At 68.3% G+C, this 20,348-nt stretch carries 22 protein-coding genes, 1 tRNA gene and 2 pseudogenes; 14 read left to right on the forward strand and 11 right to left on the reverse strand.

Features of this window, described 5'->3' with window-relative positions; genetic code table 11:
- Positions 1-7 precede the first annotated feature (7 nt).
- Genes BG28_RS00685 through BG28_RS00700 form a run of 4 tightly spaced genes read left to right on the forward strand, consistent with a single transcriptional unit; the run spans position 8 to position 3,658 of the window.
- Complete coding sequence (locus BG28_RS00685) at positions 8-757, forward strand: ABC transporter substrate-binding protein (RefSeq protein WP_084479288.1); 750 nt, start codon at positions 8-10, stop codon at positions 755-757.
- Between the two features lie 5 nt (positions 758-762).
- Positions 763-1,557, forward strand: coding sequence for an amino acid ABC transporter permease (locus BG28_RS00690; protein WP_036473213.1), 795 nt, complete (start codon positions 763-765; stop codon positions 1,555-1,557).
- A 14-nt stretch (positions 1,558-1,571) separates the two neighbouring features.
- Entirely contained in the window at positions 1,572-2,420 is an 849-nt protein-coding gene (locus BG28_RS00695; protein WP_084479307.1) for an amino acid ABC transporter ATP-binding protein, read from the forward strand.
- A gap of 59 nt (positions 2,421-2,479) precedes the next feature.
- Entirely contained in the window at positions 2,480-3,658 is a 1,179-nt protein-coding gene (locus tag BG28_RS00700; protein WP_235180901.1) for a UDP-N-acetylmuramate dehydrogenase, read from the forward strand.
- Positions 3,659-3,729: 71 nt separating this feature from the next.
- On the opposite strand, the gene asd is transcribed toward BG28_RS00700, so the two are convergent.
- The 8 genes and pseudogenes from asd to BG28_RS00735 all read right to left on the reverse strand — a co-directional run bounded on the left by asd (position 3,730) and on the right by BG28_RS00735 (position 10,015).
- The gene (gene asd / locus BG28_RS00705; RefSeq protein WP_051500771.1) at positions 3,730-4,938 is read right to left on the reverse strand and encodes an aspartate-semialdehyde dehydrogenase; all 1,209 of its coding nucleotides are present in this window, start codon (positions 4,936-4,938) and stop codon (positions 3,730-3,732) included.
- A 37-nt stretch (positions 4,939-4,975) separates the two neighbouring features.
- Complete coding sequence (locus BG28_RS16605; protein ID WP_369797169.1) at positions 4,976-5,383, reverse strand: NF038396 family protein; 408 nt, start codon at positions 5,381-5,383, stop codon at positions 4,976-4,978.
- 9 nt (positions 5,384-5,392) lie between these two features.
- Positions 5,393-5,896 (reverse strand): annotated as a pseudogene (locus BG28_RS16610) (dihydrofolate reductase); the annotation flags it as partial.
- A 29-nt stretch (positions 5,897-5,925) separates the two neighbouring features.
- Entirely contained in the window at positions 5,926-6,735 is an 810-nt protein-coding gene (locus tag BG28_RS00715) for a thymidylate synthase (protein ID WP_036473215.1), read from the reverse strand.
- A gap of 70 nt (positions 6,736-6,805) precedes the next feature.
- On the reverse strand, positions 6,806-7,141 hold the full coding sequence (locus BG28_RS00720; protein ID WP_036473216.1) for a GNAT family N-acetyltransferase: 336 nt from the start codon (positions 7,139-7,141) through the stop codon (positions 6,806-6,808).
- A gap of 50 nt (positions 7,142-7,191) precedes the next feature.
- On the reverse strand, positions 7,192-8,214 hold the full coding sequence (locus tag BG28_RS00725) for an NUDIX domain-containing protein (protein WP_036473525.1): 1,023 nt from the start codon (positions 8,212-8,214) through the stop codon (positions 7,192-7,194).
- 32 nt (positions 8,215-8,246) lie between these two features.
- Positions 8,247-9,265: pseudogene (gene mshD / locus BG28_RS16615) on the reverse strand (mycothiol synthase).
- 39 nt (positions 9,266-9,304) lie between these two features.
- Positions 9,305-10,015 carry a response regulator transcription factor gene (locus BG28_RS00735; RefSeq protein ID WP_036473218.1) on the reverse strand — a complete coding sequence of 237 codons (711 nt, stop codon included), beginning with the start codon at positions 10,013-10,015 and terminating at the stop codon, positions 9,305-9,307.
- A gap of 166 nt (positions 10,016-10,181) precedes the next feature.
- On the opposite strand from BG28_RS00735, the gene BG28_RS00740 reads away from it, so the two are divergent.
- The 4 genes from BG28_RS00740 (at position 10,182) to BG28_RS00750 (ending at position 13,121) form a co-directional block, all read left to right on the forward strand.
- Positions 10,182-11,027, forward strand: a complete 846-nt coding sequence (locus BG28_RS00740; protein WP_036473219.1) for a hypothetical protein — start codon at positions 10,182-10,184, stop codon at positions 11,025-11,027.
- Positions 11,028-11,045: 18 nt separating this feature from the next.
- Positions 11,046-11,180 (forward strand): hypothetical protein, encoded by a 135-nt coding sequence (locus tag BG28_RS16425; protein WP_255342456.1) that lies wholly within the window; start codon positions 11,046-11,048, stop codon positions 11,178-11,180.
- Between the two features lie 60 nt (positions 11,181-11,240).
- Complete coding sequence (locus tag BG28_RS00745; protein WP_036473221.1) at positions 11,241-11,876, forward strand: FABP family protein; 636 nt, start codon at positions 11,241-11,243, stop codon at positions 11,874-11,876.
- Between the two features lie 81 nt (positions 11,877-11,957).
- Positions 11,958-13,121, forward strand: a complete 1,164-nt coding sequence (locus BG28_RS00750) for a folate-binding protein YgfZ (protein ID WP_036473223.1) — start codon at positions 11,958-11,960, stop codon at positions 13,119-13,121.
- Positions 13,122-13,179: 58 nt separating this feature from the next.
- On the opposite strand, the gene BG28_RS14000 is transcribed toward BG28_RS00750, so the two are convergent.
- The 3 genes from BG28_RS14000 to BG28_RS00765 all read right to left on the reverse strand — a co-directional run bounded on the left by BG28_RS14000 (position 13,180) and on the right by BG28_RS00765 (position 16,339).
- Positions 13,180-13,887 (reverse strand): hypothetical protein, encoded by a 708-nt coding sequence (locus BG28_RS14000; protein ID WP_051500772.1) that lies wholly within the window; start codon positions 13,885-13,887, stop codon positions 13,180-13,182.
- 66 nt (positions 13,888-13,953) lie between these two features.
- Entirely contained in the window at positions 13,954-14,985 is a 1,032-nt protein-coding gene (locus BG28_RS00760; RefSeq protein ID WP_036473224.1) for a 6-phosphofructokinase, read from the reverse strand.
- A gap of 139 nt (positions 14,986-15,124) precedes the next feature.
- Positions 15,125-16,339: a pyridoxal phosphate-dependent aminotransferase gene (locus BG28_RS00765; RefSeq protein ID WP_036473225.1), complete on the reverse strand. Its 1,215-nt coding sequence runs from the start codon at positions 16,337-16,339 to the stop codon at positions 15,125-15,127.
- A gap of 174 nt (positions 16,340-16,513) precedes the next feature.
- Between BG28_RS00765 and BG28_RS00770 the strand changes: the two genes are divergently transcribed.
- The 6 genes from BG28_RS00770 (at position 16,514) to rplJ (ending at position 20,318) form a co-directional block, all read left to right on the forward strand.
- Positions 16,514-16,586 (forward strand) — tRNA-Trp (locus tag BG28_RS00770).
- A gap of 38 nt (positions 16,587-16,624) precedes the next feature.
- Positions 16,625-16,936, forward strand: a complete 312-nt coding sequence (gene secE, locus BG28_RS00775; protein ID WP_084479289.1) for a preprotein translocase subunit SecE — start codon at positions 16,625-16,627, stop codon at positions 16,934-16,936.
- Positions 16,937-17,040: 104 nt separating this feature from the next.
- The gene (gene nusG / locus BG28_RS00780; protein ID WP_084479290.1) at positions 17,041-17,937 is read left to right on the forward strand and encodes a transcription termination/antitermination protein NusG; all 897 of its coding nucleotides are present in this window, start codon (positions 17,041-17,043) and stop codon (positions 17,935-17,937) included.
- A gap of 239 nt (positions 17,938-18,176) precedes the next feature.
- Positions 18,177-18,608, forward strand: coding sequence for a 50S ribosomal protein L11 (gene rplK, locus BG28_RS00785; protein WP_036473227.1), 432 nt, complete (start codon positions 18,177-18,179; stop codon positions 18,606-18,608).
- A gap of 108 nt (positions 18,609-18,716) precedes the next feature.
- Positions 18,717-19,421, forward strand: coding sequence for a 50S ribosomal protein L1 (rplA, locus tag BG28_RS00790; protein ID WP_036473228.1), 705 nt, complete (start codon positions 18,717-18,719; stop codon positions 19,419-19,421).
- Between the two features lie 378 nt (positions 19,422-19,799).
- Positions 19,800-20,318: a 50S ribosomal protein L10 gene (gene rplJ / locus BG28_RS00795; protein WP_036473229.1), complete on the forward strand. Its 519-nt coding sequence runs from the start codon at positions 19,800-19,802 to the stop codon at positions 20,316-20,318.
- The last annotated feature ends 30 nt before the right edge of the window (positions 20,319-20,348 follow it).

The following is a 20,348-nucleotide window of genomic DNA, read 5'->3' on the forward strand; positions in this document are numbered from 1 at the left end:
TGCAGGTCTGCTCCGACGTCCCTACCCGCCCTTCGAGTACTACGACGAGGACGGCGCCGTCGTCGGCTTCGACATCGACATCGCCGAGGTCATCGCCGGCGCGCTGGACGCGGAGCTGGAGGTCGTGCAGACCGGCTTCGAAGGCATCCAATCCGGGGTGGCGCTTGACGCCGGCACCTGTGACCTGGCGATCTCCGGCATGTCCATCACCGAGGCGCGCGCGGGCAACATGCTCTTCTCCGAGCCCTACCTCGATGACAACCTGGGCCTGCTCGCCGTCACCGAGGCCGACGTCAGCTCACTCGACGACCTCGAGGGCCTCACCGTGGGGGTGCAGACCGAGACCACGGGCTCCGACTTCGCCGAGGAGCAGGGCTATGAGGTGCGCGAGTACTCCGATTCCGGCCTGCTGATCCAGGGCCTGGAATCCGGCCAGGTGGAGGCTGCCATCGGCAACATCTCCATCCTGGGCTACCAGGCCGGCGAATCTGACACGGCGGAGTTCATCGAGGAGATCGACACCGGCGAGCAGCTCGGGATCGCCGTGGCGACCGGCAACGATCAGCTGATCGACGCGGTCAACCAGGTCCTTGCCGAGCTGGACGCCTCCGGCGGCATGGAAGAGCTCGAGGACCGCTGGTTCCGCGAGGGTGACACCCCCGAAGAGGGCGAAGGTGCCGAGGACGAGGCTTCCGACGAGGCTTCTGAGGAGGAGCCCGCCGAGGACGCCGCCACCGAAGACGAGGGTGACGAATAACCCTCATGGCAATGACAACCCGTGACCGAGCGCGACTGAGCCTCGGGATCCAGGCAGGGATCTTCCTTGCAGTCGTGATCGTGCTGGCCATCCTGATCGACTGGACCGCGATCCGCGGCAGCTTCTTCGCCTTCGAGAACCTGGGACCGATGTTCCCGGAGATCATCACCGTCGGACTGTTCAACACGGTCCAGTACACGGTGGTGGGCTTCGTCTTCGGTCTGCTCGGCGGAACGCTGCTGGCGCTGATGCGCATGTCCTCGTTCCCGGTGTACCGGTGGGTGGCCACCGCCTACATCGAGTTCTTCCGAGGCATCCCTGCGATCCTGGTGTTCATCGCGCTCGGCTTCGGTGCGTCGCTGGCCTTCGGGTGGAACCTCTCCACCTTGCAGATCGCCGGCTCGGCGCTGGCCATCGTGGCCAGCGCATATATCGCCGAGACCCTGCGCGCCGGCCTGCAGGCCGTCCCCAAGGGACAGCTCGAGGCGGCCCGCGCGCTGGGCATGCCCGCCTGGCGCGCCATGGTCACCATCCAGATCCCGCAGGCCTTCCGGATCGTGCTGCCTCCGCTGACCAATGAGGCGATCCTGCTGACCAAGGACTCCTCGCTGATCTTCGTGGTCGGCATGGCCGGCGGTGCCGCCGAGCTGACCAAGATGGGCCGCGACGGCATCAACATCTACCAGGCGGGACTGACCCCGCTGGTGGTGGCCGGATTCTGCTACCTGCTGCTGACCGTGCCGCTGTCGCTGCTGGCCCGCCGCATGGAGCACCGCAACCCCCGCACGGCGAAGAAGTAGAGATGGACGCGAACATGAGCCAGAGCCAGAGCCAGAGCCAGAGCGACGCAGCGAGGACCCCGCGCCCTGAGACCACCGCGGCCAAGGGCACCGGTGTGCCCGGCGGCCACGGCACCTCCGCGGCCGGGGTGACCATCACCGGGCTGCACAAGTCCTTCGGGGACAACGAGGTGCTCAAAGGCATCGATATGAGCGTGGCGCCCGGCGAGGTGGTCTGCCTGATCGGCGCCTCCGGCTCCGGAAAGTCCACGCTGCTGCGCTGCGTGAATCGGCTGGAGACCCCCAACGCGGGCACGATCACCGTGGGCGAGCACGAGGCCACCCACCCGGACGTCAACCTCGACGCCATGCGCCGGCAGATCGGCATGGTCTTCCAGCAGTTCAACCTGTTCCCGCATCTGAGCGTGCTGGAGAACTGCACCATCACCCCGCGCCGGGTGCTGGGACAGTCCAAGGCCGAGGCGGAGACCGAGGCGCTGGCCCAGCTCGACGCGGTCGGGCTCGAGCACCTCTCCGAGCGCCGGCCCGACCAGCTCTCGGGCGGACAGCAGCAGCGGGTGGCCATCGCCCGGGCGCTGACCATGAAGCCTCAGCTGATGCTCTTCGACGAGCCGACCTCCGCGCTGGACCCCGAGACCGTGGGCGACGTGCTCGCCAGCATGCGCAAGCTCGCCCAGGCCGGGATGACCATGCTCGTGGTGACCCATGAGATGGGCTTCGCCCGCGAGGTGGCGGACCGGGTGGTCTTCATGGACCAGGGCCTCGTGGTCGAGGAGGGCCCCGCCGCTGCGGTCATCGGTGACCCCCAGCAGCCGCGCACCCAGGACTTCCTGCGGCGAGTGCTGCACCCGCTGGGCGAGTAGTCAGCACCTGCGCGGCGCGCAGATGACCATTTCAGCGACGCCGGGTAGGCTTCTGGGCTGTGACCAGTGTTGAAACCTCCCCCCGCGTATCGCTGCGCCGCTTCAGCGATCACACCACGGCCCGGGTCGGCGGACCCGCTGGCCGGTGGGTCCGCGCAGAGACCCCCGAGCAGGCGCTGGAGGTGCTTCGGGAGCACCCGCTGCCAGACCACGCCGCACGTGAGCGCGGCGAGGACACGCTCATCGTGCTGGGCGGCGGATCGAACCTGCTGGTCACCGAGAACGGCTTCCCCGGCACCGTGCTGCAGCTGGCGTTCAACGGGATCAGCACCGAGTTCCACGGCGACCGTGAGGTCCTGGTCTCCGTCGCCGCCGGGCACAACTGGGACGACCTGGTCCGGTTCAGCGTGGCCCGCGGCCTCACCGGACTGGAGGCGCTCTCCGGGATCCCCGGCGCCACTGGAGCGGTCCCGGTGCAGAATGTGGGCGCCTACGGCGCCGATGTGGCCCACACGATCAAGGACATCCAGGCCTGGGACCGAGAGCACGGCGAGCTGGTGCGCTTCAGCAACGCCGAGCTGGGATTCGGCTACCGCGACTCGGTGCTCAAGCAGACCACCGTGCACGGTTCACCCCGTTACGTGGTCACCCAGGTCCGCTTCCTGCTGCAGAACCGCCCCGACGGGCTCTCCGCCCCGGTGCGCTACGGCGAGCTGGCCCGGACCCTGGGACTCGACGCCGAGAGCGCGGACCACGAGCGCCGCGCCCCGCTGAAGGAGGTCCGCAGCACGGTGCTGCGGCTGCGCGAGGGCAAAGGCATGGTGCTGAGCGAAGGCGACCATGACACCTGGTCCACCGGTTCCTTCTTCACCAACCCGATCGTCCCGCGCGAGGTCGCCGCAGCGCTCCCTGCCGGGGCGCCGCGGTTCTCCGCCGGGGTCGACGAGGCGGGTGCCCCGCTGGTCAAGCTCTCCGCGGCCTGGCTGATCGACAACGCGGGCTGCGGGAAGGGCTTCGGACTGCCCGACGGGCCGGTGGCCGGGCGCGGGGCGCAGGGAACCGGCATCGCCGAGGGCCGGGCCTCGCTCTCCACCAAGCACACGCTGGCGGTGACCAACCGAGGCTCAGCGACCACAGATGACCTGCTCGCCGTGGCCCGGGCTGCCCGGGAACAGGTCAGCACGGCCTTCGGCATCACGATGCATGAAGAACCCGTGCTGATCGGCCACGCGCTCTAGCCAGACCTCAGGTCGGCCCGGCCGGCTCCGGGGTGCCCCGGAGCCGGTCCAGAAGCTCTACAGCCCTGGGATCAGAGCTTGCCCACCGTGATCAGCAGCATCCGGCGCAGCGGCTCGGCGGCGCCCCAGAGCAGCTGGTCTCCGACGGTGAACGCGGAGATGTACTCCGGACCCATCTCCAGCTTGCGGATCCGCCCCACCGGGATCTCCAGCGAGCCGGTGGCCGCCACCGGGGTCAGCCGTGCCACGGTGGCTTCCTTCTCGTTGGGGACGAAGCTGGACCACTCGGTGCCCGAGGCGACGATCTGCTCGATCTCGGCCAGCGGCAGGTCTTCGCGCAGCTTCAGCGTCAGCGCCTGCGAGTGTGAGCGCAGCGCGCCCACCCGCACGCAGAGCGAGTCGAAGGGCACGGCCTCGCCGCGGGAGGTCACCCCGGGGGCGAGGTTCTCACCGCGGCCCAGGATCTTGTTCGTCTCGACCCCGGCCTTCCATTCCTCCTTGGCCACGCCATTGCCCAGATCCGCGTCGATCCAGGGGATCAGCGAGCCGGCCAGCGGGACGCCGAACTGGGTGGCGTCGAGGTCGTTGCGCTGGGCGTCGAGCACCGCGCGGTCGATGTCCAGGATCGCCGCGGCGGGGTCGCTGAGGTCCTCGGCGACCGTGGAATGCAGCGTGCCGAACTGGTTCAGCAGCTCCCGCATATGCTTCGCGCCGCCGCCGGAGGCCGCCTGATAGGTCATGGCGGTGCCCCACTCGACCAGGTCATTGGTGAACAGCCCGCCCAGGCCCATCAGCATGTTCGAGACGGTGCAGTTGCCGCCGATGAACTCCTTGACCCCGGCGGCCAGACCGGCGTCGATGACCTCGCGGTTGATCGGGTCCAGCGCGATGATCGAGGTCTCGGCCATGCGCAGGGTGGAGGCGGCATCGATCCAGATCCCGTCCCAGCCGGCCTGACGCAGCTTCGGGTAGACCTCAGAGGTGTAGTCCCCACCCTGGGCGGTGACGATGATCGGCAGCTTGATCAGCGTGTCCAGATCGAAGGCGTCCTGCAGGATGGTCTCCTCAGGCGTGACGCCCTCGAAGCTCGGTGCCTGGCCCCCGGCGTTGGAGGTGGAGAAGAACACCGGGTTGATGTGCGCGAAGTCCCCCTCCTCGAGCATCCGGTTGATCAGCACCGAGCCGACCATGCCGCGCCAACCGATCAGACCCACCGAGGGGGTCTCACCGGGCACGGCGGAGAGGGCAGGGGACACGGAGGAATTCACGGCAGAAGTCATGCCTCCAGGGTAGCGGAGTCGGCTCAGCGCGTCAGAGTCAGCCCCTGGCGCCGGGAGTCTCCGGGCTTTCCGTGGAGCCTCTGGCCTCCTTGATCTCCTGGAGCAGCCGACGGCGCTTCAGATGCGCCCACAGCCCTCCGGCAACCCAGAGCTGGGCGACGAATAGGAAGGCCAGACCGGGCAGGATCCGGTCATTGAGCACCAGGACGAAGCCGAGGGTCACCGTGAACAGGGCCAGGAACGGCAGGATCAGATATCCGCCGAGGCCCAGCATCATCAGATTCGTGGAGGTCGCCTGGGAGGCCTGGTCCGGGCTCTGCGACGCGCCCTGAGGGGTGGCCTGAGAGGCGCTCTGCGGCATGGCCTGCGGCGCGGACTTCGGCGCGGCCTGGGCGGTGTTCGGCGCGGCTGGCTGGGCCTCGGTGGCGCGGGAGGTCTCGGTCATCTCAGGCTTCCGTCGGTGGGTCTCGATGTGGTACTGAAGTCCGTTGGCGCCCTGATGCGTGCCCACGGCGGGATCGCGTCGGGTCAGCTCCCAATCGGCGGTGAGCGCCGGGGCCGAGGTGTCACCGGAGGCTGGGCTCTGGATCACGGTGATCACCGCGAGGTCCGCGATCCCGCGGGTCACGGTCTCGGAGTAGACCTGGCCGCCGCCGATGACCCAGATACGCTCCGTCGCGAAGCCGGAGGCGAGCTCGAGCCCTTCGTCCAGGCTTGCCACGGGGTGGCCGCCCCGCTCGTGGATCTGCTCGGCGGCGTGCGCATCAGTGGTGATCACGATGTTCTGGCGGCCAGGGAGTGGTCGGTACTTCTCCGGGAAGGATTCCCAGGTCCGTCGTCCCATCACCACCGGAGCGCCGCGAGTGGTGGTCTTGAAGTGCGCCAGGTCCTCGGGCAGGTGCCAGGGCATGGCCCCGGCATCGCCGATGACACCGGTGTGGGTCTGCGCCCAGATCATGCCGATCTCAGTGGTGGCCGAGCCGCCGCTCATACGGCCACGGAGGCTTTGATCGCAGGGTGGTGCTGGTAGTCGCGGACCTCGAAGTCTTCGAACTCGTAGTCGAAGATCGAGTCCGGGGTGCGCGTGATCGCCAGGGTGGGCGCCGGGTAGGGGGTGCGCGAGAGCTGCTGCTGCACCTGCTCCACGTGATTGTCATAGATATGGCAGTCCCCGCCGGTCCAGATGAACTCCCCCGGGGTCAGCCCCACCTGCTGGGCCACCATCCGGGTCAGCAGCGCATAGGAGGCGATGTTGAAGGGCACACCGAGGAACATGTCGGCGCTGCGCTGGTAGAGCTGGCAGGAGAGTCGACCCTCGGCCACGTAGAACTGGAACATGATGTGGCACGGGGGCAGCGCCATCTGATCGATCTGCGCCGGGTTCCATGCGCTCACCACGTGGCGCCGGGAGTCGGGGTCCGTCCTCAGCGAGCTGATCAGCTGCTCGATCTGATCGATGTGTCCGCCGTCCGGCGTCGGCCAGGAGCGCCACTGCACCCCATAGATCGGGCCGAGCTCGCCGTCCTCGCCAGCCCATTCGTTCCAGATCCGCACACCGCGCTCCTGAAGCCAGCCGGCGTTGGAGTCCCCGCGCAGGAACCAGAGCAGCTCCAGCGCCACGGACTTGAAGTGCACTCGTTTGGTGGTGATCAGAGGGAAGGACTCCGCGAGATCGAACCGGATCTGACGCCCGAAGACACTTCTGGTGCCGGTTCCGGTGCGGTCAGACTTGGCGGTGCCGGTGTTCAGCACGTCTGCGAGCAGGTCCTCGTACGGGGTGGGGATCGGCGAGTTCACGGCATCAGCATACCGGTGGCGGCCGAGGGTCTGTCAGGAGGCCCGTCAGCGGGCCCGTCGGTCCCTGGGCTCAGGAGAAGGTGGCCTGCAGGGAGCGGTATTCGGGGTACCGGTGCAGATAGGCGTCCACGTAGGTGCATTCGGAGGCGAAGAGCCGGCCCTCGGTCTGGAGCTGGTCCAGCAGCAGGGTGACCAGGCAGCGGGCGTAGCCCTGCCTGCCGTACTGCGGGTGCACGATGGTGTGCTGCAGAAGGGTGACCTCCTGGCCGCGCAGGGTTTCGGGGGTGAAGCCGATGAACCCGATGAACGTGCGCCTCCCGTTGATGGTGTCCCAGAGCTCGGCCCGGCCCCGGTCCTCGTCGATGTTCAGCTCGGCGGTCGGGTGGACGTTCTTGGGCGCACTCATGTATTGAGACTACCGTCACATCCTGCCGATGTCAGGAGTCCCGCCGCGGCTCAGTCTTCGAAGGGCTCGTAGACCTCGATCGAGACGATCTCTCCGTCGCGGTCCATGGCCTGCTGGGCCACCAGCACCGCACCTGGGCGCAGGTAGGGGTCCTCGTCCGGGATCGCTTGGAACAGCTGGGGGTCCTGCAGCCAGCCGCCCATGGTGTCCAGGATCAGCGGCAGCACCGGGCGGTGGCTGCAGATCAGCGTCGGCAGCAGCAGCTCCAGGCAGCGTCGGACCCGGGTCCGGGTCCGTTCGGGGTGGGCCTCGGCGCGCTTCTCGGTGAAGGACTTCCGGTAGGTGGCTCGGCTCCGGTGGGCCTTGACGTAGGGGGCGATGGTCTCGGCGCAGCGTCTCCACGGGCTGGACTCCAGGTGGCGGGGCCGCCAGCAGATCAGCAGCCGCTCCACAGATCGGGCCTGGCGCTTTCCGGTGGCCGCCAGCGGACGCTCGGATTCGGCTCGGGACCAGGAGGAGCGCGGTTTGGCCTTGGCATGGCGCAGCACGACGAAGGGCAGGGTGTGCAGCCGGCGGTCTGCGTTCAGGCGGGCCAGCTCGTCCAGCGGCAGCACGTCGCCGCGATTGGTCAGCAGCTCCCGAGCCCGGTCCACGCTGACCCAGGCGGTCTCGTCGACCTCCTCGCCGTCGGGGATCGGGGTGCCCTCAGCGACCTGGGCGGCCCAGTACCAGACGGCCTTATCTTTACGGCCGTTGCCGCCGTTGCCGCCGTTGCCGTTCTTGGCCCCGCGCGCCTTGCCCACGGAGTACCGCGTGATCGGCAGCGGCATCCCGAGCCGGACCTTGAGCCCGATCTCCTCGCGGACCTCGCGGACCGCGCACTCCGGGAGGGTCTCACCCTCGTCGAGCTTCCCCTTGGGGAAGGACCAGTCGTCGTAGCGGGGGCGGTGGATCAGCAGGACCTCGAGCTCCCCGCGGCGGAGGCGCCAGCACAGGGCGCCTGCGGCGAGTATCTCGGCATCCGGCCCGTCATCGGAGACCGTGACAGTTCTGCGGCGGGGGACCTTGCTCATGGTCTCGGAGGAGCTCACGAGAGACCAAGATATCAGGCTGGTTCGGCGTCGGGCTCCACGGTCGGGGCGTACATCGTGTCAGCATCCCATTTGGTGAATCCGAGCTTCTTGTACAGCTCCACCGCGGCGGTGTTGTCCGCGTCGACATAGAGCATGATGGCGGCCAGCCCGGCCCGGTGCAGATGTTCGATCCCGGCCAGGGTGAGGCTGCGGCCCAGGCCCCGCCCGCGGGCGCAGGCACGACGCCGACCACGTAGACCTCGCCGAGCTCGCGCCCTGGACCTTGGTCCAGTGGAACCCGAGGAGCTCCTCGCCCTCCCAGGCCAGCAGGAATCCCTCCGGGTCGAACCAGTCCTCGGCCATCCGGGCGTGCAGGTCCTCCAGGGTGAGCCGGCCCTGCTCGGGGTGATCGGCGAAGGCCGCCGCGTTCGCGGCCAGCCAGGCCTGGTCGTCGACGCCGGGGCGGAAGCCGCGCAGGGTGACGGTCTCCGGCAGCTCGGGGGCGGGCGCCTCGTCGAGGTCGGTGAGCCCGCATCCGCCAGAGCTCCCGGACCGGGGTCCAGCCGTAGCGTCGGGCGAGCCGGGCGGCGGCGTCGTGCTCGCCATGGGCCCAGGCCCGCTGCACGCGACCGGCTTCGGGGGAGAGCGCGTTCGTGGTGAGCGCCTCGGTCAGGGCGGTGCCGATCCCACGCTGCCGGCAGTCGGGCCGGACCACCATCTCGAGCACGTCAGGAGCGTCGTCCTGGCCCTCGACGACGACGCCGGCCCCGGCGAGCAGTCGCGAGTCGGGTCGCGCGTCGGTCCAGGCGTAGGCGATGCGCAGCGGAGCCCGACGCGCGGACTCGGTGGCGGCTGAGCCGGTGGTCACTCGCTCGGCGGCGCGGTGCAGCTCCACGAGCGTCTGTTCCGAGAACGGCGGATTCGCGTCCGCCTCGGTGGCGACGGCGGCGAGCTCCAGCAGCGCGTGGTGCAGATCGGCATCGGGTGCGCCCTCGCTGAGCTCGACCACGGCAGACTCGACAGCTTCGGGGGTGACATCGCCTGGTTTCATAGGCTCACTGTAGTCGAGCCGAACCCTCAGGTCACCGGCTCAGGCGGCGTCCGCTCCGTCGTCGCGCCGGTCGTCATCGCTGGGACTTGCTGCCTCTATGCCGCTGATCACCAGGCGGTATCCCACGTTGCGCACGGTGCCGATCAGGGACTCGTGATCGGGTCCGAGCTTGGCGCGCAGACGGCGGATGTGCACGTCCACGGTGCGGGTGCCGCCGAAGTAGTCATAGCCCCAGACGTCGTGGAGCAGCCGGTCTCGGGTGAAGACCTGGCCCGGGTGCAGAGCCAGGTGCTTGAGCAGCTCGAACTCCTTATAGGTCAGGTTCAGCAGGCGCCCATTGATGGTGGCCATATACGTGGTCTCGTCGATGGTGATCCCGCCGGCGCGGATCTCCCCGACCGGGGTCTCCTCCACGGCCTCCACCGCGGCGAGCCGGATGCGGGCGTCGATCTCGCCCGGGCTGGCCTCGCCGAGGATGAAGTCATCGGCCTGCCAGGACTCGTTCAACGTGGCCAGTCCGGCCTCGGTGACGATCACCAGCACCGGGGAGAGCATCGAGGTCTTCACCAGCTGGCACAGCGAACGGGCGTGGGCGAGCTTGGTGCGTGCGTCGATCAGCGTGACATCGACATTGGGGGCTCGCACGATCGAGGAGGCCTCGGCGGGGAAGCTGCGGATGCGGTGGGTGAGCAGATCCAGGGACGGCAGTGCGTCGTCGGGGGTGTCTGAGAGCAGCAGAACTTGAGCCATGCATGACTCCTTCCCCTTGGGTCACGATCTTCACCGGGTGCGGCAGGGTCATCAGCGGTGATTACAGTCTTCGACGCCGGTGATTTCACAATGCGGAAACACCATTCAGCGATCTGCAGATGAGTATATGCGACGTCCGAAGCGTGGACCTCTAGGATGGCCTGTTGTGAAGTACATCCCAGTGGCAGCCTCCGCCCTGCTCGCAGCCACAGCGCTCGCCCTGGCCTCCTGGGCCGGGACCATCGCGATGACCCTGGTGGTCTGCGGGCTCTCGATCCTGATCGCGCTGGGCTGGCCCCAGCTGATGGGCGTCGCGGCTCGGCGCTCGCTCTCCGCCGTCATCGCCTGCGCCGGAGTCATCGCGGCCCTCGGAGCCGGGATCGTGGAGACCGCCGATGAGCTCTTCTTCTGGTCCTCCGTGGCCCTGGCCTTCGGGGTCATGGGGGTCTTCCTGATCCAGGTGCTGCGCGGCACCGGTCGGCCGCATCGGCTGGAGTCCACCATCGGGGCTTGCGCCGGGGTGCTGATCGCCACCACCGGCGCCGGCTGGGTGGCCGGACTGCGCTACCCCGTGGAGCTCGCCGACGCGACCGGGAACGGGGTCCCCGGGGGACTCCTGGCCGTGCGCGGCCTGCTGCCGTTGGAGGACACCACGCTGCTGGCGGTCACCGGAGCCTCGGGGGAGCTTGCCGTGGTGACGCTGGCCGCGGGCACCCTGATCGTCGCGACGCTGTTGGCCGCGATTCCGCTGCCCAACGCATGGGCGATGCTCCTGGTGGTCCTGGGAAGCGTCGGGGCCGCCATCGGCATGACCTTGGCCTGGGGGGAGCTCACCCTGCTCTTCGCCGGGACGCTCGGGCTGGTGGCCGGACTGCTGCTGGCCTCCTTCCGCAGATTCCTGCTCGCCCAGGGTCCGCCGCAGGGGATCCTCTCCGGGATCGCGGTCGGCACAGCCCCGATCGCGGCCATGGGCGCGCTGACCTACTTCACGGAGCGCCTTCTGCTGGTGTGAAGTTGTACACTTTGCTCCATGAACTTCGCACTGCAGAACGTCTCGCTGCTCGCACTGGAGATCTTCTTCATCGGGCTGCTGGTCCTGGTGACGCTGATGATCGCCGGGATCTCCTGGACCGTCATCTCCCGGTTGTACAAGGGTCAGCGCTGATCCGCCCGGACCGTCCCACGGCACACGCCGGTGTCACCTGCGCGCTGAGGAGCTGAGCCCATGGCCCCGATCGAGCTTCCCACCGACCTGACCCCGGAGCTGGCCCCGCTGTACTGGCTGCTCGGCAGCTGGCGCGGCCAGGGACGCCTGGGCTCAGGTGAGCAGGATGATCCGATCTTCACCCAGGACGTCACCTTCCGGGACACCGGACTGGAGTTCGTGGAGTACCGCGCCGAGACCTGGCTCGCCGACGAGGCAGGGGCGCGGCTGCGACCGCTCACGGTGGAGACCGGCTTCTGGTCACTGGACCGTGCCCGGACCGACGCCGACGTCGGTCCCGGACTGGCGCCGGCAGACCTGGTCCCGGCGTACCGTAGCGCCGCCGACGTCGACCAGCTCGCGCAGCCGGACGGCGCCTTCGCCATCACCGCCACCATCACCCACCCGGGCAGCATCTCCGAGCTCTACTACGGCAAGATCAAAGGCCCGCAGCTGCAGCTCGCCACCGACGCCGTGATGCGCGGCGAGCATGCCGCGGAATATCCCGGGGCCTCCCGCATGTTCGGACTGGTGAACAGCCAGCTGTTCTGGCGCTGGGACCTTCGCGCCGCCGATGGGGAGATGCTTCCCCATGCCTCCGCAATCCTGGACCGCACGGCCTCCGCAGAAGAGGTCAGCGCCAAGCGCACCGCCTGAGCCTGCCGCTCGCCCGACCCGCGGCAGGACCCCCGCGCCGTGCGCCCAGCGCACGCGCCGCACCGATGAAGGAGTCCGCCCGTGGATGAGAACTCGAAGTCGCCCCTGCTCGACCGCAATGGTGCCGTGGCTGACGGCGGAGATGATGCCGCCGTCGCCGCCCACTACGGGGACCCCACCCGCGAGCAGCGAGCCCTGGCCCGCGGCGCCGCCGTGGTCGATCTCTCCCACCGCAGCGTGGTCACGGTCTCCGGGCCCGACCGGCTGACCTGGCTGACCACCCTGTCTTCCCAGGAGGTCGCCGGGCTGAAGCCGGGGGAGTCCACCGAGCTGCTGCTGCTGGACATCTCCGGACGCATCGAGCACGACGCGGCGGTGGTCGACGACGGCGAGACCGTCTGGCTGATCACTGAGAACTCCCACGGCGGGGTGCTGGCCCAGTGGCTGGACTCGATGAAGTTCATGCTTCGCGTGGAGATCACCGATCGCACCGCCGACTACGCCGTGCTCGGATCCACCGCCGCTCTGCCTGCTCCAGCCGCCGCCGAGGTCGTCGTCGGCTGGGACGACCCGTGGCCGCAGCTCGGCCCTGGCGCGGCCAGCTACGCCCAGGTCGCCGAGGCAGACCACCCCGGTGTGGATTGGTCCTGGCGGCTGAGCGTGGTCCCGCGGACCGCGCTGGAAGCCACGGTCGCCGGACTGGAGCAGGCCGGCTGGAACCTGGCCGGCACCATGGCCGCAGAGGCGCTTCGGGTGGCCGCCTGGCGCCCCCGGCTGGCCCGCGAGGTGGATCAGAAGACCATCCCGCATGAGCTGGACCTGATCCGCACCGCCGTGCACCTGTCCAAGGGCTGCTATAAGGGCCAGGAGACCGTGGCGCGGGTGCACAACCTCGGCCACCCGCCGCGCCGCCTGGTCTTCCTGCACCTGGACGGCAGCGAACACACGCTTCCGGCCCTCGGGGCCGACATCCTGGCGGCCGACCCCTCGGCGACCCCGGAGGAGCTGGCCCAGGAGCGTCCGGTCGGGAAGCTGACCTCGGTGGCTCGCCACCACGAGATGGGTCCGATCGCGCTGGCCCTGGTCAAGCGCAAGGTGGATCCCACGCTGCAGCTGGTGGTGCGCGACGGCGACGCCGACTCGGCGACCTACTATGCCGCGGCGCAGGAGGTCATCGTGCGGCCCGACGCCGGCCAGGCCGTAGGACGCCCGCAGGGCGACTTCCTGCGCGGCCAGCGCCGCTGATCCGCGGCGGCTGAGCAGGCTCGTCTAGACGCCAGACGCCAGACGCTAGACACAGGGCTCAGTCGAAGACCACGGTGATCTGTGCCCCCGCGGGGCTGAACCCCAGCGCTGCGGCGATGCGCAGGGACCCGAGGGACTCGGTGCGGGCGCGCCACTGCGGAATCAGCCCCTCGGTGAAGGCCTCCTCCGCCGCGACCACGGCCAGGTGCAGCCCGACCCCGCCGCGGCGCTGCTGCGGCACGGTGAGCACCCCGAGGTGGCCCAGCATCCCGGCCCAGAGCTCACGCCCGGCGGCGCCGAGCACCGTTCCGGTGTCCTCGTCCACCAGGGCGGCGGTCCAAGGGGCCTCCGCGATGCCGGAGGCCAGCACGTCATCCGCCGGTGACGCCGCGAGCGCCGCGCCCACATGCCTCGGATCGAAGGAGACCGCCCCGCGCTGCGCAGCGTCGAGGGCAGGCGGCTCCTCCGCGTAGAGCAGCCTCGCGGCACCCAGGCTGCGCGTGCCCACGGCATGCCGGTGGCAGATCTCTAAGAGGCGACGCTCCTCGGCCAGCTCGCCCGGCGCGAGCCTGCGAGCCTGGCGGAGCACCTCGGTGGGCGCGCTGAGCACCGTGTGATCGAAGAGCTGCAGGAACGTCGCCGAGGAGCCGTCGGAGGTGACGACCTCATGATGGGATCCCTCGCCGAGCAGGGCTTCGTCCTCGAGGCCGAGCATCCGAGACCAGGACAGCGCGATGATGCTGCGCGTATGGTCCGCCAGGCTCATCCGGTGCGCCCCCTCTCTGGGGGCCGGCCTGGGGGAGCTGTCGGGTTCGTGGTCCGCGGCACCGGTTCAGCGGCCGAAGAGGATCTGGGCCTCTTCATAACGCTCCTGCGGCACGGTCTTGAGCCCGTCCAGCGCCTCGGCGAGATCGACCTTGACGATCTCGGTGCCGCGCAGCGCGGCCATATGGCCCCAGGCCTGCTCGTGCACCAGGTCCAGGGCGCGGATGCCGAATCGGGTGGCGAGCACCCTGTCATAGCCGGTGGGGTTGCCGCCGCGCTGGATGTGGCCCAGGGTCGTGTTTCGGGACTCGATGCCGGTCTTGGCCTCGATCTGGTGGGTCACCCACTCCCCGATGCCACCCAGCCGGGGGCGTCCGTCGGATTCCTCGCCCTTGCCCGCCAGTGCGGACTCGGCGTCCTCGGGGATGAAGCCCTCGGCGACGACCACCAGCGGTGAGCGTCCGCGCGAGTGGACCTGCTCGACCCATTCGCAGACCTGGTCCATGGAGACCTTGTGCTCCGGGATCAGGATGGCGTGGGCCCCGGCGGCCATGCCGGAGTGCAGCGCGATCCAGCCGACGTTGCGGCCCATGACCTCGGCGACCATGCAGCGGTGGTGGGATTCGCCGGTGGTGCGCAGCCGGTCCATCGCGTCGGTGGCGATGGAGATCGCGGTGTCGAAGCCGAAGGTGTAGTCGGTGGCCTTGAGATCATTGTCGATCGTCTTGGGCACGCCCACCACAGGGATCCCGTCGTCGGCGAGCCGCTTGGCGCCGGCGAGGGTGCCCTCGCCGCCGATGGCGATGACAGCGTCGATGTCATGGCGCTTGAGCTGCTTGGCGATGTTCTCCGGCCCGCCGCCCGGGTGGTTGTAAGGGTGGGTGCGGGAGGTGCCGAGGATGGTGCCGCCCTCGCGGGAGAGTCCACGCACGGACTGTCGGGGAAGGTCGATGTAGTCGCCCTCGATGAGCCCTCGCCAGCCTCCCTTGAGGCCGACGAACTCATCGCCATAGCTCTTGATGCCGTGCAGCACGGCGGAGCGGATGACGGCATTGAGGCCGGGGCAGTCGCCGCCGGAGGTGAGCAGTCCGATGCGCATGGTGATTCAGCTCGTCCCTTCATGGATTTCAGGAAAAATCTCAGGCCTGACTTCCTCGGCAGGTTGCTTCGCCTCAGTCTATGGGGTGCAGCGGAATCCGCAGAGGCCCGGGCCAGCCGGGTCTCTGCGGCGAGGGGGATCAGCCGAGCAGGTCCTGCAGCCGGCGCAGCCCCTTGGCCAGGTCCTCGTCACCCAGCGCGTAGGAGAGCCGCAGAAATCCGCTGGGTCCGAAGGCCTCGCCCGGGACGACGGCGACCTTCGCCTCCTCCAGGATCAGCTCGGCCAGCTCTGCGGTGGTCTGCGGGGTGCGACCGGCGATCTCGCGACCGAGCGCCTCGCGGACATCGACATAGGCGTAGAAGGCGCCCTCGGGTGTGGGGCAGGAGAACCCGGTGATCTCATTGAGTCCGCTCACGATGGCGCGGCGGCGCCGGTCGAAGGCGGTCTTCATCTCCTCGACCGCGTCCAGCGGGCCTTCGACGGCGGCCAGCGCGGCCATCTGTGAGACGTTGGCGACGTTGCTGGTGGCATGGGACTGCAGGTTCGCCGCCGCCTTGATGATGTCGGTCGGGCCCACCATCCAGCCCACACGCCACCCGGTCATCGCATAGGTCTTGGCGACACCGTTGAGGATCACCACCTGATCGGCCAGCTCCTCGATGGCGGCGATCGAGGTGAACTCGGCCTCGTCGTAGGTGAGGTGCTCATAGATCTCATCGGTGACCACCCACAGGCCCTTCTCCGCGGCCCAGCGGCCGATCTCACGGACCTCTTCGGCGGAGTAGACCGCGCCGGTGGGGTTGGAGGGGGAGACGAAGACCAGCACCTTCGTCGCTGGGCTCAGCGTCTGCTCCAGCTGCGCCAGGGTGACCTTGTAGCCCTGCTCGGGTCCGGCGAAGACATCCACCGGCACGCCGCCGGCCAGCTTGATCGCCTCGGGGTAGGTGGTCCAGAACGGAGCCGGCAGGATCACCTCGTCCCCGGGATCCAGCAGCGTGGCGAAGGTGTTGTACACCGCCTGCTTGCCGCCGTTGGTGATCAGCACGTTCGCCGGTTCCAGCGCCTCGCCCTTGATCCGGTAGCCGGAGTCCCGGGTGGTCTTCTGTGCCACCGCGGTGCGCAGCTCCGGCAGCCCGGCGGCGGGGGAGTAGCGGTGGAACCGGGGGTTCAGCGCCGCCTCACGCGCCGCCTCGACGATGTATCCCGGGGTGGGGAAGTCCGGCTCGCCTGCACCGAACCCGATGACGTCCTCACCTGCGGCCTTCATCGCCTTGGCCTTCGCGTCCACGGCAAGGGTGGCGGACTCGGCGATGGAGCCGATACGGTCGGAGATGCGGGAGCTCGGAGCAGTCATGTCTGGGGGATCCTTTCGGGATTCATGGACTGATCCAAGCCTACCGGTTTGTCCCCCACCGGGCCGAGGGCGTAGAGTGATCGTTCGGTGTCTCAGGCACCTCCGATCCATCGTGCCCCGAAACCGGTGCTCCGGTTCTCGATGCGGTAATGTGGCGGAGGGTCAGTTTCCCCTAGGGCAGTGGCGCAATTGGTAGCGCAACGGTCTCCAAAACCGTAGGTTGCAGGTTCGAGTCCTGTCTGCCCTGCTAGGCACCCGCCTTAACCGTGAACAGATGGAGTCTTCGTGTCCCAGTCGCCTTCGACGCATGATCAGGGCTCCACGCCTGCCGGCGGCGATCCGAAGGGCCCGTTCGGGAAGCTGTGGCTGTTCCTTCGCCAGGTCATCGACGAGCTCCGCAAGGTGGTCGTACCGACCCGCCGGGAGCTGACCAACTACACGCTGGTGGTGCTGGTCTTCGTGGTCATCGTGATCGGAATCGTCACCGGTTTCGACGCGATCTTCAGCCGAGGCGCCGAGGCGCTCTTCGGGTCCACCGGAGGCGTCGAGCAGCCAGTGGAGCCGCCCGCCGGAGTCGACGGCGGCGCCGAGGACTGAGCCGGGCCTGCCAGATGACCATGACGAGATGCCGCAGCCAGGCATCCACCACGTGAACGAGAGCTCGCCGTGTGTCGGTGAGCACCACGGAAAGCAGGAGAACAGTGTCTGAACAGGATCTTTCGCAGCAGACCGAAGAGGTCGACGCCGCCCAGGATGCCGCCGCCGATTCAGCAGCGGGCACCGATGCGGCCGAGGAGACCTCAGCCGCTGTCGAGACGGCCGAGCAGACCGAAGCCGGGACCGACGAGGAGTCCGCGGACGCCGATGTGGCCGCCGAGGAGACCGAGGCGCAGACCGATGCCGACGTCGAAGCCGACTCTGAGGCTCACGCCGAGGCTGAGGCTCCCGCCGAGGCCGAGGTTCCCGAGGAGGAGAAGTCCTACGAGGAGCGCGCCGCCGCACTGAAGTCCACGCTGCGCCGCCAGCTCGGCGACTGGTACGTGGTGCACACCTACGCGGGCTACGAGAAGCGCGTGAAGTCCAACCTGGAGACCCGGATCCAGACCCAGGACATGGAGGACCACATCTTCGAGATCGAGGTCCCCATGGAAGAGGTCGTGGAGATCAAGGGCACTCAGCGCAAGGTCGTCAGCCGGGTCCGCATCCCGGGCTATGTGATCGTGCGCATGGAGCTCACCGACGCCTCATGGGGCGTCGTGCGCCACACCCCGGGGGTCACCGGATTCGTCGGCAACGCCCACGACCCGCACCCGCTGAGCTCCGAGGAGGTCTTCGACATGCTTTCGGATCACCTCCTGGGCAAGCCCGATGCGCCCAAGCACGGCGAGGACGGCTCGGCCGCTCCGGCGGCCTCCGATGTCAAGGTGGACTTCGAGATCGGTGAATCGGTCACCGTCACCGATGGCCCCTTTGCCACGCTGCCGGCCTCGATCTCGGAGATCCACGCAGACTCGCGCCAGCTCGTGGTCCTCGTCTCGATCTTCGAGCGCGAGACCCCGGTGACGCTGAACTTCAACCAGGTCGAGAAGATCTACTGAGGTTCACCAGCATGGCCGGGCCGACGACGTCGTGGGTCCGGATCGTGCGAAAACTCAAGACTTTCGATGCCGCAGGTGGCTTTGGCCGGCGGCGTCGAACCGGTCATCACGCCATGATGGCCACCCCCCTGCGTCACGCTCCTGTGGCACAGGGACACCAGGTGAGGGTTCAAGCCCCACGCGCCGCTTTCGGCGGCGCGAGAGCTTGAGGCCACCACGCAAGCAAAGGACGCTTAAACATGGCCCCGAAGAAGAGAGTCTCCGGCCTGATCAAGCTGCAGATCAAGGCAGGTGCCGCTAACCCGGCCCCGCCGATTGGTCCCGCACTCGGTCAGCACGGTGTCAACATCATGGAGTTCTGCAAGGCTTACAACGCCGCGACTGAGGCTCAGCGCGGCAATGTGATCCCTGTGGAGATCACGGTCTACGAGGACCGCTCCTTCACCTTCGTCACCAAGACCCCGCCGGCCGCCGAGCTGATCAAGAAGGCAGCAGGCGTGGCCAAGGGCTCGGGCGTGCCGCACACCGAGAAGGTCGGCAAGCTCAGCCAGTCACAGGTCGAAGAGATCGCTCAGACCAAGATGGAGGACCTCAACGCGAACGACCTCGCCTCGGCCTCCAAGATCGTCGCCGGAACTGCCCGCTCCATGGGCATCACGGTCGAAGGCTGAACCGGGCTCACGCCCACCATCAACTGACAAACAGTCCGGCCCATGAGTCGGACGGTGGGAAGGGTCGAGCGCGACCCGCGTACCACGACTGCTAAGGAGAACACGCAGATGGCAAAGCGCAGCAAAGCTTATGAAGCAGCGGCACAGAAGGTCAACGAAGATGCCCTGTACTCCCCGGCCGAGGCGCTAGCCCTGGCCAAGGAGATCAACCCGTCGAAGTCCGACGCGACCGTCGAGGTCGCCATGCGGCTCTCGGTGGACCCGCGCAAGGCCGACCAGATGGTCCGCGGCACGGTCATCCTGCCCAACGGCACCGGCAAGACCTCCCGCGTCGTGGTCTTCACCCAGGGTGACAACATCGCCAAGGCTGAAGAGGCCGGGGCTGACTACGTCGGCGGCGATGAGCTCATCGCCAAGGTCGCCGATGGCTGGACCGACTTCGACGCCGCCGTCGCCTCGCCCGACATGATGGGCAAGGTCGGTCGCCTGGGCAAGGTCCTGGGTCCGCGTAACCTGATGCCGAACCCGAAGACCGGCACGGTGACCCCGGACGTCGCCAAGGCCGTCAACGAGCTCAAGGGCGGCAAGATCACCTTCCGCGTGGACAAGCACTCGAACCTGCACTTCATCGTGGGCAAGACCAGCTTCGACGCGAAGGCGCTGGCGGAGAACTACGCCGCAGCCCTGGAAGAGATCCTGCGCCTGAAGCCCTCGGCCTCGAAGGGTCGCTACATCGCCAAGGCCACTGTGACCACCACCTTCGGCCCCGGCATCCCGGTGGACCCGAACGTGACCAAGGTGCTCACGGACTGACACCTCGCACTTCACGCAGCACCCTTTGAGGCCCTCGTCCACACGGACGGGGGCCTCATCGGTTCACCCCGTTTTGCGCGGAGGATGATCCGCGTGTACCGTGAGTGTTGACCAAAGACCGCCGGTCGTTGTTCTCGTGCGCAGATCATTGGCTGATCTGCGTGGTCAGCAGACATCATGTCTGTGAGGCGATGCAACGTAAAGACCCGAATCGGGCGACCTGCGCAGGACACGATCAGCTCTTCTTCTATGAAGTTGCTCGCGGTGAAACGCGGCCAGCCTCACGTCGGAAGCCTTGCCCCGTGCCTTGCGCAGCGGGGCATTTTTTATGCCCCAGCTCGAGGGTGGTGACCGGCTTACATGATCGGAAGGAGTGCCATGGCGAATCCTGAGAAGGCTGCCGCCGTCGATGAGTTGAAGGAACTCTTCAACAACTCGACTGCCGCAGTGCTCACGGAATACCGCGGCCTCTCCGTGGGCCAGCTGCAGACTCTGCGCCGGTCCGTGCGAGAGAACGCACACTACGCTGTGGTGAAGAACACGCTCACCGAGATTGCGGCCCGGGAAGTCGGCATCGACGCCTTTGAAGGCAAGATGTCCGGACCCTCCGCAATCGCCTTCGTCCACGGGGACCCCGTGGACGTGGCCAAGGCGCTGCGTGACTTCGCCAAGAGCAACCCTGAGCTCATCGTCAAGGGCGGCTACATGGATGGCGTAGCCCTCGATGAGGCAGGAATGAAGAAGCTCGCGGATCTTGAATCCCGTGAGGTTCTGCTCGGCAAGATGGCTGGTGCCCTCATCGGCGTCCAGTCCAAGGCTGCTGCACTGTTCCAGGCGCCGCTGTCGAAGGCCGTTCGCACGGTCGAGGCGCTGCGCGAGAAGCAGGAAGCTGCCTGAGCTCGAGCTCACCACAGATCCGCAAGCAAC

It is taken from the genome of Nesterenkonia sp. AN1, assembly GCF_000582475.1.
In the GTDB taxonomy this organism is placed as follows: Bacteria; Actinomycetota; Actinomycetes; order Actinomycetales; family Micrococcaceae; genus Nesterenkonia; species Nesterenkonia aurantiaca.

Bases quoted from the DNA above. Each gene is read 5' to 3' on its own strand.
- BG28_RS00690 (WP_036473213.1), top strand. From the start codon at position 763: ATGGCAATGACAACCCGTGACCGAGCGCGACTGAGCCTCGGGATCCAG.
- BG28_RS00695 (WP_084479307.1), top strand. From the start codon at position 1,572: ATGAGCCAGAGCCAGAGCCAGAGCCAGAGCGACGCAGCGAGGACCCCG.
- asd (WP_051500771.1), bottom strand. From the start codon at position 4,938: ATGACTTCTGCCGTGAATTCCTCCGTGTCCCCTGCCCTCTCCGCCGTG.
- BG28_RS16605 (WP_369797169.1), bottom strand. From the start codon at position 5,383: ATGACCGAGACCTCCCGCGCCACCGAGGCCCAGCCAGCCGCGCCGAAC.
- BG28_RS00720 (WP_036473216.1), bottom strand. From the start codon at position 7,141: ATGAGTGCGCCCAAGAACGTCCACCCGACCGCCGAGCTGAACATCGAC.
- BG28_RS00725 (WP_036473525.1), bottom strand. From the start codon at position 8,214: ATGAGCAAGGTCCCCCGCCGCAGAACTGTCACGGTCTCCGATGACGGG.
- BG28_RS00735 (WP_036473218.1), bottom strand. From the start codon at position 10,015: ATGGCTCAAGTTCTGCTGCTCTCAGACACCCCCGACGACGCACTGCCG.
- BG28_RS16425 (WP_255342456.1), top strand. From the start codon at position 11,046: ATGAACTTCGCACTGCAGAACGTCTCGCTGCTCGCACTGGAGATCTTC.
- BG28_RS00745 (WP_036473221.1), top strand. From the start codon at position 11,241: ATGGCCCCGATCGAGCTTCCCACCGACCTGACCCCGGAGCTGGCCCCG.
- BG28_RS14000 (WP_051500772.1), bottom strand. From the start codon at position 13,887: ATGAGCCTGGCGGACCATACGCGCAGCATCATCGCGCTGTCCTGGTCT.
- BG28_RS00760 (WP_036473224.1), bottom strand. From the start codon at position 14,985: ATGCGCATCGGACTGCTCACCTCCGGCGGCGACTGCCCCGGCCTCAAT.
- BG28_RS00765 (WP_036473225.1), bottom strand. From the start codon at position 16,339: ATGACTGCTCCGAGCTCCCGCATCTCCGACCGTATCGGCTCCATCGCC.
- rplK (WP_036473227.1), top strand. From the start codon at position 18,177: ATGGCCCCGAAGAAGAGAGTCTCCGGCCTGATCAAGCTGCAGATCAAG.
- rplA (WP_036473228.1), top strand. From the start codon at position 18,717: ATGGCAAAGCGCAGCAAAGCTTATGAAGCAGCGGCACAGAAGGTCAAC.
- rplJ (WP_036473229.1), top strand. From the start codon at position 19,800: ATGGCGAATCCTGAGAAGGCTGCCGCCGTCGATGAGTTGAAGGAACTC.